At 53.2% G+C, this 13,460-nt stretch carries 12 protein-coding genes; 8 read left to right on the plus strand and 4 right to left on the minus strand.

All coding sequences use genetic code 11. From position 1 onward, the window contains the following. Positions 1-135: 135 nt before the first annotated feature. Positions 136-576, plus strand: a complete 441-nt coding sequence (locus tag ACI0FJ_RS19280) for a flavodoxin (protein ID WP_424306140.1) — start codon at positions 136-138, stop codon at positions 574-576. A 693-nt stretch (positions 577-1,269) separates the two neighbouring features. On the opposite strand, the gene ACI0FJ_RS19285 is transcribed toward ACI0FJ_RS19280, so the two are convergent. Both ACI0FJ_RS19285 and ACI0FJ_RS19290 read right to left on the minus strand, forming a co-directional pair. Next, a complete protein-coding gene (locus ACI0FJ_RS19285; protein WP_424306142.1) occupies positions 1,270-1,884 on the minus strand; it encodes a periplasmic heavy metal sensor in 615 nt (204 codons plus the stop codon). A gap of 196 nt (positions 1,885-2,080) precedes the next feature. Then, the gene (locus tag ACI0FJ_RS19290; protein WP_424306144.1) at positions 2,081-3,028 is read right to left on the minus strand and encodes a hypothetical protein; all 948 of its coding nucleotides are present in this window, start codon (positions 3,026-3,028) and stop codon (positions 2,081-2,083) included. 523 nt (positions 3,029-3,551) lie between these two features. Here ACI0FJ_RS19290 and ACI0FJ_RS19295 point away from each other — a divergent pair. The 6 genes from ACI0FJ_RS19295 (at position 3,552) to ACI0FJ_RS19320 (ending at position 9,423) form a co-directional block, all read left to right on the plus strand. After that, positions 3,552-6,023, plus strand: coding sequence for an ABC transporter ATP-binding protein/permease (locus ACI0FJ_RS19295; RefSeq protein ID WP_424306146.1), 2,472 nt, complete (start codon positions 3,552-3,554; stop codon positions 6,021-6,023). Beyond that, positions 5,998-6,528, plus strand: a complete 531-nt coding sequence (locus ACI0FJ_RS19300) for a Crp/Fnr family transcriptional regulator (RefSeq protein WP_424306148.1) — start codon at positions 5,998-6,000, stop codon at positions 6,526-6,528. The genes ACI0FJ_RS19295 and ACI0FJ_RS19300 overlap by 26 nt, the downstream gene beginning before the upstream one ends. Then, entirely contained in the window at positions 6,525-7,151 is a 627-nt protein-coding gene (locus ACI0FJ_RS19305) for a hypothetical protein (RefSeq protein ID WP_424306150.1), read from the plus strand. The genes ACI0FJ_RS19300 and ACI0FJ_RS19305 overlap by 4 nt, the downstream gene beginning before the upstream one ends. Before the next feature lie 143 nt (positions 7,152-7,294). Beyond that, positions 7,295-7,741 (plus strand): ATP-binding protein, encoded by a 447-nt coding sequence (locus ACI0FJ_RS19310; RefSeq protein WP_424306152.1) that lies wholly within the window; start codon positions 7,295-7,297, stop codon positions 7,739-7,741. 4 nt (positions 7,742-7,745) lie between these two features. Then, entirely contained in the window at positions 7,746-8,078 is a 333-nt protein-coding gene (locus ACI0FJ_RS19315) for an STAS domain-containing protein (RefSeq protein ID WP_424306154.1), read from the plus strand. 337 nt (positions 8,079-8,415) lie between these two features. Continuing rightward, positions 8,416-9,423 (plus strand): hypothetical protein, encoded by a 1,008-nt coding sequence (locus tag ACI0FJ_RS19320; RefSeq protein WP_424306156.1) that lies wholly within the window; start codon positions 8,416-8,418, stop codon positions 9,421-9,423. Positions 9,424-9,480: 57 nt separating this feature from the next. Here ACI0FJ_RS19320 and ACI0FJ_RS19325 read toward each other — a convergent pair whose 3' ends face one another. Further along, positions 9,481-10,551: an HD domain-containing phosphohydrolase gene (locus ACI0FJ_RS19325; RefSeq protein WP_424306158.1), complete on the minus strand. Its 1,071-nt coding sequence runs from the start codon at positions 10,549-10,551 to the stop codon at positions 9,481-9,483. A gap of 3 nt (positions 10,552-10,554) precedes the next feature. Further along, on the minus strand, positions 10,555-13,185 hold the full coding sequence (locus ACI0FJ_RS19330) for a response regulator (RefSeq protein WP_424306160.1): 2,631 nt from the start codon (positions 13,183-13,185) through the stop codon (positions 10,555-10,557). On the opposite strand from ACI0FJ_RS19330, the gene ACI0FJ_RS19335 reads away from it, so the two are divergent. Then, entirely contained in the window at positions 13,184-13,390 is a 207-nt protein-coding gene (locus ACI0FJ_RS19335) for a hypothetical protein (protein WP_424306162.1), read from the plus strand. The genes ACI0FJ_RS19330 and ACI0FJ_RS19335 overlap by 2 nt on opposite strands. Positions 13,391-13,460 lie beyond the last annotated feature (70 nt).

The following is a 13,460-nucleotide window of genomic DNA, read 5'->3' on the forward strand; positions in this document are numbered from 1 at the left end:
GCGTGTGAGGGCTCTCAACGTGCACGGTAAAAATTGATGTGCATGAAAAATGAACAAGTGTTGTTGACTTTGAATATCAAAATCAATAAGACCGAGGAAAAAGTAAGCCAATCCCCAAATGCAAAAGGAGACTGTATGTCCAAGACATTGATCGTGTACGGTTCGACGACTGGCAATACCGAGACAACTGCAGAGTATGTGCAGGCGACGCTGAAGGGCAAGGGAATGGACGTTGAACTCCTCAACGTCACGGACGTGGAGGCCAGTGATTTGGCCAACGGCTACGATGTGCTGCTCTTTGGTTGCTCCACCTGGGGCGATGACGAGATTGAGCTGCAGGATGACTTCATCCCGTTGTACGAATCCCTGGAGGAGGCCAATCTTTCGGGGCGCAAGGTGGCTGTCTTTGGCTGCGGCGATTCCAGCTACACGTTTTTTTGCGGTGCCGTGGATGCCATAGAGGAAAAGGCGGAAAAACTTGGCGCCAACATCGTGGTTGGTTCCCTGAAAATTGACGGGGACCCGGAAAAGGCTGAGGTGGTGAGTTGGGCAGAAGGGGTGGCTGCAGCCGTATAACCAGGGCTGTTTTTAAAGGCAGCGGCGTTGCTGCGAAAAACTCAAATCCACGCGTATCGGTAACCACGCGCAGGCCTTGATTTTTTCACTTTGCCTTCGTCCCTTTGCAGGCATCCTGTCCATAATATTCCATACTCATCTAGAAGCGGGCTTTGTGCCCGCTTTTTTTATGCGCCCCATCAAGAACTGCCTGTGTTCTTGATTTCATCTTTTCATAGACCAGACTTCACCCTCGCCCTTTGGCGCAATCAAGAAGTATTCCTTTTCTTATTCGTGCTCTGAGGCACCAAGTACCGATTCGGTACGTCTATTGAGATCGCCATTTTTTGTTCAATTCGATTCCTCACCTGATGAAGGCGCCAGAAAAGACCGGCTTTTCCCCCCCTTTTTTTTTGACGAGAAGCAACCTTCTGAAATTACAACTTTTTCGTCGTTGATATAAAGACGTATCGCCAATGGTTGGAACGTATCCCAAAGTAGGGTTGAGTCAACATGGTAAACAAAAGTTTATTATGTTGAACCAATGCAATGGGAATGGAGGGCCGCAGTTTCGATTTGGTAAGCTGGCTCTGTCGGGTGAGATGCTTGGAACGGGATAGACGGCAATAGGCGGGGTGCAAAAAAAGGGGGGAGAAAGGCGAAAGGGCCAGGGACCCTGCCCTTGGGCAAGGTCCCTGAAAAGGCGGGAAAACGCTATTGCGTGTTTCTGGAGCCTCTTTGTGGTTGCCTGGGAGGCATCGGGGGCTGGCCGTTTCCCTGAGGATAAGGGCCGTAGTTCATCATATTATTATACATTGGGTTGCCTCCCATGGGGCCGCCGCCCCACATGTGACCTCCCATTGGGCCGCCGTGCATCATCCCCATGTTGTAGTAGGACAGCCCAGCTTCGCGCATGTCGGCAAGCATTTCCATCCGGGTTTCAAAGGCTTTCGCCATAAGGCCGCCTACTTCCTTGGCAAGGGCGCTGACTTGCTTGCGGTCGATGTTCTTCTGGGCAAGAATCCCATTAAGCTGGGCACGTTTGGACCAGAGTTCGTCGGACAGCTTGTCGAATGCAGGCTGGTATTTGGCAAGAATATCCAGAACAGCCTTTTGTTGTTCCGGGGAGATCTGGCAATTGGGGCCCATCCCTCCATAGCCCCCTCCATAGCCCCCTCCATATCCCATGCCGCCACCGGGGCCCATGCCGCCGCCGGGGCCCATGCCATCACCGGGCCCCATGCCACGGCCCATCATTTGCGCCAATGCCGGAGAGGCAAGAAGAAGCAGGCCGACCAGGCAGGAAAGTATAACTATTTGCTTTTTCATGAGAGCACCTCCATCTACGTTTGTAGAATTTGGCGCAAGCATACCATGAATGAAATGGCTTGTGACCCCTCGGCGGGAAAAAACATATGATTGGTTGGGAAAAAACAGGTTGTGGCCGAGTCTTGGCGAACAAGGCTGTTGAAAATCAGGCAGACGGCGGGGCTTGAGGCGTTCCGCAAAAGGAGGGGGAGCTGTCTCAGTCCTGTTGTCCTGCGTCCACTTCGGCCTGGTTGAGCATTCTCCAGGACTTGGTTTGCTCGTTAAAGAAACCGGCGGCGGAGAGTGTTTCGCGTATAAATCCCCTTTGGCGCAATTGGGCAATGCCTTTTTCCAGGGCGGCAAAGACCTCCGGCCCCAGCCGGTGTGTGCGGGAAACAAGAAAATGGCGGCTTTCCAAAAGGGAGAATTTGATGCCGGGCACAGGAACCACCCGTACCCCGAACTGGATGCGGCTCAGATCCTTTGCATTGGAAAATTCCAGAGGAATCCAGTCTCCGCGTCCGACCCTGAGCATCTCGAAAAGAGCCTTGAACGTGGGGGCGGTTTCAATGTCGGTCAACCCCATTGCCGTGAGGACCTGATGATCGTTGTTCCAATGGCGGCCGACAAGTCCGGTTCCTGCTGCGTTGAGCTCTTGCACGGTGCGGGCTTCGAGGACTTTCTTGTTGTCCGGAAGACAATAGAATCCTTTCTGAAATTCGCCAAACCGGATGATGGGGGAACTCAGATACAGGGATTCCTTGTAGCCGGGGGTGAGCATGGTGTATTTATTGAATTGCTGTGAGCATATTACGGCCATGCCATTGGCTACTTCCATTGTTTCGCGGCGTGCATTCGGAACAAATTTATACTCGAAAGTCGGGTCGATCCCTCCCAGTTGGAGCGCCTTGGCAATGATGAGGACTTCGGCGATTCCCCTGGTCAATGTGTTATTGCCCACATGTTCTATACCTGCCGGTCCTTCCGGGTGGGCGGCCATGAATTTCATGTATTCCTGGGCCGTGGCCGGATGGATGCTGATGGGAACAACCAGCCTTTGCGCATGGCAGACGTGCCTGCCTGCGGTTGATGTGATGAAAAACAGCGTGAGCACCAGAAGGGAAAGAAAGATGCGACGCAGGAGCTTGGAAACGAGGTTCATCATTATCCCCCTATAGACCATAGCCAGAAGGTTGGGAAGATATCTGTATTCTTTGCAGCAGTGTAATTTTTCCGGCAGGATACGATTGCCACCGAATTTCTGGAGGAAAGTTTGAGGTACCTGCCCATTTTGTTGAAAGAACAAGGTTGCGTCGGGGAAGGAGCACCAATAAACCGGCATTGTTGCGCGCTGCTGGCTCAAAGGAAATGTTGCCCCTTCCTGACGGTGCAAAGGAGCATTGGACAGGCGTGCCGCTAACCGGGCGGGATGGAATCTTCATGTACTCCCGAAGCGAACTGTGGTAGGCCGGAAAAGTGGAGAAGTTCGCGAAGCATGCTTGCGGTAGGGGGGCGTTCCCCAAAGGGAATGGCCGGGAACCGCAAGAAACGTGTTGAGCGATGCAGTGGAAAGATAATTTTCCAAAATACAGCGTGTGGAGAACCGAAAAATGGGGTCAGAGAGAAAAAAGGCGGAATCAATTCCCGTTACCAAACGATCATTGATTTCGTGGGCCGGACAAAGCAGCATGAAATTGCAGGTTATGCTGCTTGTGGTCATTGTGGTGACGGTCTTCGCCAGAGTGTTGCCCCTGGAACTTCAGAAAAAGATCATCAACGAGGCCATCAACTACCGGCGTATTGATCTGCTGATGCGGTATTGCGCCTTGTTTCTCGGGGCGGTGATTGTTTCCGGCGGGTTGAAATACGTCATCGGTATCATCCAGACATATCTGGGGCAGAATACGCTGACAGATATGCGCAAAGAGCTGTACGCGCATCTGCTGACGCTGCCCATCAGCTATTACCGCAAGACACAGTCGGGCATGGTGGTTTCCTCGCTCATCAACGTGCTTGCCCCGGTAGGCGATTTCGTGGGCATGGCATTGGCTGTTCCCCTCACCAACCTGCTTACCCTGCTAGCCTTCGGCATATACCTTTTTTACCTCAACTGGCTCATGGCCTGTATTTCCCTGGCCATTTATCCTTTTGTGGTCCTCATCATTCCTCTCCTGCAGAAACGGACCAACCTGCACAACAAACGCCGGGTGGACGCCACACGCGACCTGTCCAACTGCATTGCCGAAGCGGTTACCGGCATACACGAAATTCACGGCAACGGCGCGTACACCATCGAGCGTTCCAAGTTCAACGGCCTGGCGGACAAACTGCTGGAAATCCGCATTATCTGGAACCTCTACAAGATGGGCACCAAGGCCTTCAACAATTTCATGATCAACCTGGCTCCGTTCGCCCTGTTTTTGGTGGGCGGCTGGCTGATCATCAAGGGGCACTTCGACATTGGTTCGCTGGTGGCCTTTTTGTCCGCCCAGGAAAAGCTGTACGATCCATGGAAAGAGCTGATGGAGTTCTACCAGACCTACCAGAATGCCAAAATCAGCTACGATCGCACCATGGAATATTTCGATTTTGCCCCGGAACATAAAATCGTTATCGAAGGCCGAGCCCCGTATCAGCTGAGCAACGATATCCAGATTGAAAATCTTTCCTTTGTGGTGGACGGAGGCATCCGTCTGCTGCGCGACGTCTCTCTGGACATCAAGCCGGGTGAGCACATTGCCCTGGTTGGTTTTTCGGGGAGTGGAAAGTCCACGCTCGCCCTGTGCATAGGCCAGCTGAACAAATATTCCAGCGGGCACCTGCGCATCGGCGGCCAGGAAGTGGCCGACATGAGCAAGCGCGACATTGTCGAAAATATGGGCTTTGTTTCCCAGTCGCCATTTGTTTTCACCGGCACCATCCGTGAAAACCTCGTCTATTCCTGCGAAGCCCTGATGGACGAAGTGGACGGAAAGGCTCCCACGCCCGAGGAAGTCGAGGCCCGGCTGCCCTCGTTGGACGATCAGATTTCCATGCTGCAGCAGACCGGTATTTTTGTGGACGTGCTGCGGTTTGGCCTGAACGCCTTTCTCGACGAGGATGCGGACGAAGAACTTGCGGAAAAGCTCATTCCCGTGCGCCGTAACTTCCAGACGGACTTTGGCGAGGAATTGGGGGATATAGTCGAATTCTTCAATGAATCAGACTACCTGTATCATTCCAGTGTGGCGACGAACATTATCTTCGGCCATGCGCGGGATAAACGGTTCTCCGGTGCCAGGTTGGTCGACAACCAATTCTTTCACGACTATCTTGACGAGGTGCAGCTGCGCAATCCGCTGCTGACCCTGGGGGCCTCCATTGCATCCGCCACTGTGGATATTTTGGGGGCATTGCCTGCAGAGTCGGTCTTTTTCGAGCAAAGCCCCATTCCGGCCGAGGATATCGACCTGTACAAGGAGCTTGTGCGGCGAATGGATGTGAACCGGCTGCACCACCTGGATGAAAAAGACCAGAAGCTGCTGTTGCGTATTGCCCTGAATTTCCGGCCGGGAAAACACAAGATGGTGCGGCTTTCGCAGGTTCTGGAAAACATGTTGCTGCAGGGCCGGGTGCGCTTCCGTGAAAAGATGGAGCAGGAGTTCCCCGATGCCGTGATTTTTTACGACCGTTCCGAGTACATTCATTCGCGTTCCATTTTGGACAACATCCTGTTTGGAAAGTCGAAAAGCGATGCCTCCCAGGTGCAGGAACGCATCAGCCAGAGCATCATCCAACTGCTCATCGAGGAAGACCTGCTGGAAACCATTGTGGCACGCGGCATGGAGTTCCAGGTGGGCAGCAAGGGAGACAAACTTTCCGGCGGGCAACGCCAGAAGTTGGCCATTGCACGGGTTTTTCTCAAAAATCCCAGGATCATACTTATGGACGAGGCCACCAGCGCGCTGGATAACAAGTCCCAGGCGCGGGTGCAGAATGTGCTCGATACCCGACTGAAAGGAAAAACCACGGTTATTGCTGTGGTTCACCGCCTGGATATCATCAAGACCTACGACAAGGTCGCAGTGATGAAGGCGGGTAAAATTGTAGAATGTGGGCCGTATGATGACCTTATGGCCAGAAAGGGGAGTCTGTATGAGCTCGTACACGGAAACAAATAATACGGCTCAGGACAGCCCTTGCGAATTTACGCAGAATCTTGAGATATTACGGCAGATTCCGTTGTTTGCTGGGCTTCCTTTGGAAGCGGTCAAGGTACTGGCGTACCTGTGTGTCCGCGAACGGTTTCGGGCAGGAGACATGGTTTTCAGCCAGGACGAGGTGGACGGGAGTGCCTTTTTTATCGTGAGCGGGCAGGGTACCCTGCTGCGTTTTGCGGAAAGCGGGCAGCATGAAGTCGGCCATGTGGTGGCCGGACGTTTTCTCGGTGGACTCACCCTGCTGGGAGATACTCTCCGGCTGTTTTCCCTGAGAGCGGATGTGGAAATGGTCTGCCTGGTCCTTTCGCGCGAGAAATTCTGCAAAACGCAAGAGCAGTTTCCGGATATGCTGCCGCGTGTTGCGGAGGCGTTGGTCAAGGAAGTACGTTCCTTTGAACTCAGCATACTGGATAAAACCGCAGCTCTTGTTCAGAACTATCAACATTGGGGAGTGAGTCTGATATGAGTAGGTTGGTTTGTACTTTCCTGCTTGCAGCAGTGCTTTGTCTTGCAAACGTATTGCCCGGACCGGCTCGTGCGGCCGAAGGCCCTACCAGCCTTATGGGCATCACCTTGGGGACGTCCATTGATAAATACAACGACCTGATCAAGGAAAATTCTTCCCTTCCTCTTTGGGATCAGGAGTATCTGTCCCGCGTGGAGCTTGAGTACATGCCGGGCATCAAGAGCGGATACGTATCCTTTGCCAACTGCAGCGAGCAGGGAACGGTTGTCCGCATCAAGGTAAAATATGAGGATCCCAGCGAGAGCTTCTTTCAGAAGCTCTACAAGGAGTTGGTCAATAAGTACGGAGAGGCCACAAACAGAGGGAATGCCTTCGGCACCCTCAAGGTCTGGAAGTGGGGGATGAAATCGCCCAACGGGCACTCCATCAGTCTTATCCTGGTGCACAGCAAGGGAGACGACGAAGCATATTCGTACGGCAACACCCTGCGTCTTGCGGACAGAACGCTGATAGATAAGGAACGTCAGTGCTTCAAACAGCAGGAAAAGCAATCGCGTATGAAAAGGTCTCGTCAAACCAATCAAGAGAATCCGAAGAGTTTCGACTGGTATCTCCCGAAGTAGTTTTATACGGTGATATCCGGAATCGGCTGCCTGTCCGGGAGGAGGAGCATGCGGCAATCGGTTTCTTTATGACCAATGCCGGTCGGCTGCCCGACGCAGTCAGCCGATATCGCAGGTGATGTATCTGCCCTGGAGAGAAAGCGATGGTTGGGCCTGTGACGATGATATGGCTGAAAAACGACATTCAGGAGCTGTCCCGTCTGTGTCAGGAGCTTGAAGTCTTTGCGGAACGATGCGGGCTGCCCCCGAAAGTCGTCTTCGATTTGAGCCTTGCCCTGGACGAATTGGTTACAAACATTATTTCTTATGGTTTTCCTGAAAACGGGGAGCACGACATTCTTGTTGAGTTGTCCATGGAAAACGATGTTGTTCGCCTGCGCATTGAGGATGACGGAACACCGTTCAACCCATTGAACATGGCCGAGCCGGACACCAGTGCGCCCCTGGAAGAGCGGCAGATCGGCGGACTGGGGATCCATTTTGTCAAACATCTTATGTCCAGTGTGGAATATGAACGCAGTGGAACGAAAAACATACTGCGCATAACCAAGGACTGCTCCGGTAGTTGCGCTTGCTTAGGGAAAGGATAAAAGCATGGATATTCAGGAAAAAACGGACGATGGAATTCTTGTGCTGAGCATTTCCGGAAGGCTCGATTCGGCCACCTCTCCGGTTTTCGAGGAAAACCTGCTGGGAAAAATCAAGGCCGGCAACACGCGGCTGGTACTCGACTTTGGTCCTTTGGAGTATATTTCCAGTGCCGGGCTGCGGGTTCTGTTGAAGGCAACAAGGGAACTCAAGACAACGGGCGGGATCATGGTCATCTGTTCCGTTCGGGATTATATTCAGGAGGTCTTTGATCTCTCCGGATTTTCCAGCGTGTTTACCATGACGGGCACCCTGGAGGACGCACAGGCGGCCTGTTAGTTTCGACTACCCGTTGCGAAATCGGCTTGGAAAAGGCTTTCCTGGCTGAAATGTGCAATCGGAGGCAGCGTGACAGGGTGTCTTATTTTATCTAAGTCCTCCTGATAAAACGTGCAGGTCGGTTGCGCAGGACTTTTGGGCCGCTGCTGATTGACATCCGGCGTGGTCCAACGAGAAACAGCGCATTGAAAAGATCATCTTTTCAATGCGCTGTTTCTCGTTGGGAGAAGTGCGTTTACAAAAGGGTATATTTGTTGATAATTGTCTATATTTGGATATAAATATATCGGTGTGTCTTTGCGGTCGGTTCGCATGGTTTGTCGTGTAAGGGGGGGATATGCTGTTCCTGCACAAGAATGCCGATAAGTGGGCCCATATCGCCGTGTATACCGGGGCTCGTCCCAAAGGGCACGAAGCGGATTACGAACGGGTTACCGCGGAGACGAAAGATACTGTCTGGGAACGAGTGTCATACTTGGCCGAGCAGTTTGATATTCCCCAGCCGGATCTGCCCGGCATGAAAATCATTTTTGATGATTGGGTAAAGGCGTCTTCGTTCGACCTGGAGCAGGAGAACATTTACAAGATGATGGCCCCTGCAGGCATGGCAACGCGCAAGAAGGAAGGAATTAAGGCCGAATGGCGCTATTACAACAACTACACCGATCTTGTGCTTGCGTTGTATGGTGAGGTCTGCTCTCTGGATAATCTCAAGGTGGAAAATAATGTGGCCGCATATCTTTTGAACTCCCCAAAGATAAATGCCCTTCTGGTTTCCGTGGCAACCAAGATTACCATTTATGCCGAGAAAATTTTCAGCGAGGGGCGTGACAAGCTTGTCCAGGGCAACTACAGGACGCTGCATCTCGGGGTTGATTCGTGGCAGAAGTGGACAAGCCAGTTCGAGAGTATGGAGTCCAAGGAGCTTGTCCCTGTACTTTACGACATCACCATGAGCTTTAAGAAGCCCCTCAACTGGACAGAGCCTCTCATGGACCAGGATAAAATTACAAAAGACAACATGCGGATGAATGTCAGTACACCGGAGGAAGACTTTTACTGGGCTTCCAGGGCCCGCTGGGCGAACGTCCCCATATGGGCGGCTCCCTCGTATACGGCGCAATTAATGTTGCTGGTGGCGCAGAATGCCGGGGCGGATACGGATGAAATTCGGGCGTTCGCCTATGGTATCTTCGCATACTGGAATCAGTGCTACCCGCATACGGCCACACCGATTCATCGTATGTACGGCGTTATGACTGCCGCGCAAGAGTTCGGTGTTCCTGACTACGCCTGCAACCCGAGGCATATGTATTTGCACGCGGTGAGCTTTACCTTGTTGTAACGACTATTGCAGATTTTCCCAAAAGGTCTGTTCCGCGATCTTTAAACGCGTGTTTCATCATTCGGAAGGGCTAGCGGCAGCCATATCCGTCTCGTGTGCTTCCCGTATACGGTTCACCTCCGGCTGCAAGTCCATAAAGCACTCCACGACCACAGGGTCGAAGTGGGTTCCGTTTTCCTCGCAGATAGTCTCCACGGCCTTGTCCACAGGCCAGGCCGCCTTGTACGGTCGTACCGAAGTCAGGGCATCGAAGACGTCGCACAGGCCGACGATCCTGCCGCTTATGGGAATGTCCTTTCCGGCCAGCCCGTTGGGGTATCCTTTGCCGTCCCAGCGTTCGTGGTGGGTGAGGGCGATGGTGCGGGCGGTCTGCAACAGGGAGTACTTGCCGTTGGAGAGAATTTCCGCCCCTATGGTGGTATGCGTCTTCATTATTTCCCATTCGCTTGGGTCCAGCTTGCCCGGCTTGCGCAAAATATGGTCGGGAATGCCTATCTTGCCCACGTCGTGCATGGGGCTGGCAACGTAGATTTCCTCGCACAAATCATGCGAAAGCCCCATGTTATCGGCGATCAGCTTGCAATAGTGGCTCATGCGCAGGATATGGTCTCCCGTGTCGGTGTCTCTGTATTCCGCGGCCATGGAAAGGCGTCTGATGAGGTCGATGCGGGTATCGGAGAGTTCCCTGGTGCGTTCCTGCACGCGCTGCTCAAGGGTGGCGTTCTGATTTTTGAGCGACAATTGGGCTCTTTCAAGAGCCAGATGGGTGCTTACCCGCGCCTTGACCTCGATCAGTTCCACGGGCTTGGTGATGAAGTCCACGCCACCAGCCTGGAAGGCTCGTGCCTTTTCCGAGGAATCGGTAAGGGCGGTGATGAATATAACCGGGATATCTGCGGTGTTCGGATTCTCCTTCAGCTTCTCGCAGACCTGATACCCGTTCATTTCCGGCATCATCACGTCCAGAAGGATGATGTCTGGCTGGAGGGCTTCGACCATGTCGAGAGCCTGCCTGCCATTGGTCGCCACGGATATCTTATATTCGTCCCGCAACGCGCCGATCAGAATCTTGAGATTGGGCCGGTTGTCGTCGACAAGGAGGATTCTCGGAAGATTAGAGGTGGACATTGATTATATTCCTGAACTTTTCTGGTCGGTTGTTTCTTCGGAAACAGGTTGTGCCTCGGATTTGATCTGCTCTGCCAGCAACCTGAGCCGGTCAAAATCGAATTCTTCCAAAGCCTGCGTCATTGCCGGGACTTCATCCTGGACAAATTGGGGAATAGAGAGGCCTTCCATGCGTTCCAGGATTTTTTCGATGACCACCGGGTCCTGCGTCTGTATCCCGGACTCAAGATCCTTGAGAAAGATGAGCAAACCGTCCGACGTGAGGCTCTGCACGGGATGGGTGGTCTGTTTGTCCTCCGGATGGTGGCTCTCCCCGAGGGTGTTTTTCGAGAGCCAGCGGAGCAGAATCCGGTGGAGTTGGCGCTGTTCAATGGGTTTGGTGATGTAATCGTCCATTCCCCGCTGGAGGCAGCGTGTCCGATAACCGGACACGGCATGCGCGGTCATGGCGATGATGGGCAGGGTTTCGAGGCCGGCCATCTGGCGGATGCGCGCGGTGGTTTCGAATCCGTCCATTTCCGGCATCTGTATGTCCATGAATACCAGGTCGAAAGTGGATTTTTCCAGCAGGTCCAGGGCTTCCAGACCGTTTGCTGCAATGGTTACCTGAAACTCGAAAAGAGCCAGGGATTCTCTTATCACATGCTGGTTCAGCACGTTGTCTTCCACTACGAGGATGCGCGCGCCCTTGAAGCGCCGCAGACTTGCGGCCTCCTGCCCCAGAACGATCCGCCCAACGGGGGAGGCCTGCTCATCGTGGTGGCCGAAAACTCCCATTATCGAATTGAAGAGTTGGGACTGCTTGACGGGTTTGAGCAAAAAGTCCGCTACCCCGTATTGCTTGGCGATCATGGCCTCGTTTTCTCTGCCGAATGCGGTCAGCATGATCACGGGAATTTCATGGTACGCTTCACTCTCGTGAAGCTCCTTGGCCAGCTCCAGCCCGTTTTTTCCGGGCATGCGGCAATCCAGGCAGATCAGGTCGTAAGGTTTTTCCCGGCATGTGGCGTCAAGCCTTTCCAGGGCCTGCTTGGCAGAGGCGGCGCTGTCGGTACGTATTCCGAATCCTTGCAGGATTTTTTCTATTACCCGCATCTGGGTGGGGTTGTCCTCCACTACCAAGGCGTGCAGGTCGTGCAGGTCCGGAGGCAGAACAAAGGAACATTCCTGGCAGCTTGCATCCCGTGCCAGGGGAACGGTGAAAGCGAATGTGCTGCCGTGGCCTTCCTGGCTGTAAAGATGGATGCGGCCCCCCATTTTTTCCGTAAGCCTTTTGCAGATGGCAAGCCCCAGCCCCGTGCCGCCGTATTGCCGTGTGGTGGAATTGTCGGCCTGGGTAAATGACGAAAAAAGGGAGGTCTGAACTTCCTCCGGAATGCCCGGGCCGGTGTCGCGTACCGAAAAATTGAGCCATACCTTGTGGTCGCTTTTTTCCTGGCACGTCACGGTAATGTGTATTTCTCCCTGTTCCGTGAATTTCAGGGCGTTGCTGACCAAGTTCACCAGAATCTGGCGCAACCGGTAGGGGTCTCCCATGAGCGCATCGGGCACGTCGGAGTCGATTTCAAGGATCAGCTCCAGCCCTTTGGTGGCGCATTGGCCGAGGTACATGTCGGCCACTTCTTCCAGCACCAGCTTCAGATTGAAGGGAATTGTTTCCAGCTCCAGCTTGCCGGCTTCGACCTTGGAGAAGTCCAGCACCTGGTTGATGAGGCGCAGCAGCGAGCGCGATGAGGAATGGATGATCCGCAGAAAGTTGAGCACCCTGCTCGGAGGAGAACTTTCCAGAGCCAGATCGGTCATCCCGATGATGGCATTCAGAGGCGTACGGATTTCGTGGCTCATATTGGCCAGAAAGCAACTCTTGGTCTGGTTGGCTTCTTCGGCCTTATCCCTGGCAATGACGAGCTTCCGGTTGGCATTTTCCAGCTCTTTTGTGCGCTCAAACACCAATTGTTCCAGTTTTTCGTTGTACACCTTGAGCTGGCTGTCCCTGTCCTGGATTTCATCCAGCATTTCATTGATGTTGGCGTACAACAGACCGATTTCATCGGGTGGTGCTGGAGGCATGCGCAAGGAGTAATTGCGTTGGTGCGTTACTCTCTGGACCATTTCCGAGAGGCGGAGCACAGGCAGGATGAGGTTGCGCTTGAGAAACCAGAGCAGCATCAGAACAAGAACGACCCCCACGATGAACCAGCGTATGCTGTTGGCGACCATGGTGATATGCAGCTGCTTTTTTTTGAACCAGGGAGTGACGGCAATATCCACCGTGGCCATGCTGTGGCCGTTGAGAGTGACATTCCCCCGGAAATGGTGAACTTCGGGCTGTGTGCCGTTGGAAGGCCAATATGTGTGGTCTGCCTTTTTTTCCTGTTTTCCCTCATAAATGGTGCCCTCGTTGTTGCTGAGCACAATGGAGCACACGTTGGGGTTGGCCATTTCCGAGTCGAGAATGCGGTGGATTGTGGTATCGTCCAGATCCCATAGCGGCAGGGTAAGGCTTTGCGTCAGCCTGTTGAGGATGTTGGTGCCTGTCTGATAGATTTCACTATGGATGCGCTGCAGTTGTGTCTGGTAGTCGTAGACGTCAATGGCGACAAAGACGCACAAACCCATCAGGGCAAGCTGCATGATGACTTTCGCCTGGATGTGGCGGTTGACAAAGCGGAGAGGGGAACAAATTGCCATTGTTTTGATGGGTTGGGGCATTTGGGGCGAACGTAATGTTCGCGAAAAAATGAGTGAAAATGGCATGCCGTGCCAACGAAGCGTAAAGACGGCTGCAATCATTTTCCGGGGGGCACTTGCCAGTGCTGTGGCAGCTTACATCATCTAAGATATAATTATGTGAGTGGCAATGTCTATTTTTTGACAGGAAATAAAAAACGCCCTGAAAACGATGGTGC

Source organism: Desulfovibrio sp. 7SRBS1 (assembly GCF_049723905.1).
Taxonomy (GTDB): Bacteria; Desulfobacterota; Desulfovibrionia; order Desulfovibrionales; family Desulfovibrionaceae.

Bases quoted from the DNA above. Each gene is read 5' to 3' on its own strand.
- ACI0FJ_RS19280 (WP_424306140.1), top strand. From the start codon at position 136: ATGTCCAAGACATTGATCGTGTACGGTTCGACGACTGGCAATACCGAG.
- ACI0FJ_RS19325 (WP_424306158.1), bottom strand. From the start codon at position 10,551: ATGTCCACCTCTAATCTTCCGAGAATCCTCCTTGTCGACGACAACCGG.
- ACI0FJ_RS19285 (WP_424306142.1), bottom strand. From the start codon at position 1,884: ATGAAAAAGCAAATAGTTATACTTTCCTGCCTGGTCGGCCTGCTTCTT.
- ACI0FJ_RS19335 (WP_424306162.1), top strand. From the start codon at position 13,184: ATGATGACTTTCGCCTGGATGTGGCGGTTGACAAAGCGGAGAGGGGAA.
- ACI0FJ_RS19330 (WP_424306160.1), bottom strand. From the start codon at position 13,185: ATGCAGCTTGCCCTGATGGGTTTGTGCGTCTTTGTCGCCATTGACGTC.
- ACI0FJ_RS19315 (WP_424306154.1), top strand. From the start codon at position 7,746: ATGGATATTCAGGAAAAAACGGACGATGGAATTCTTGTGCTGAGCATT.
- ACI0FJ_RS19310 (WP_424306152.1), top strand. From the start codon at position 7,295: ATGGTTGGGCCTGTGACGATGATATGGCTGAAAAACGACATTCAGGAG.
- ACI0FJ_RS19305 (WP_424306150.1), top strand. From the start codon at position 6,525: ATGAGTAGGTTGGTTTGTACTTTCCTGCTTGCAGCAGTGCTTTGTCTT.
- ACI0FJ_RS19300 (WP_424306148.1), top strand. From the start codon at position 5,998: ATGAGCTCGTACACGGAAACAAATAATACGGCTCAGGACAGCCCTTGC.
- ACI0FJ_RS19320 (WP_424306156.1), top strand. From the start codon at position 8,416: ATGCTGTTCCTGCACAAGAATGCCGATAAGTGGGCCCATATCGCCGTG.
- ACI0FJ_RS19290 (WP_424306144.1), bottom strand. From the start codon at position 3,028: ATGATGAACCTCGTTTCCAAGCTCCTGCGTCGCATCTTTCTTTCCCTT.
- ACI0FJ_RS19295 (WP_424306146.1), top strand. From the start codon at position 3,552: ATGAAATTGCAGGTTATGCTGCTTGTGGTCATTGTGGTGACGGTCTTC.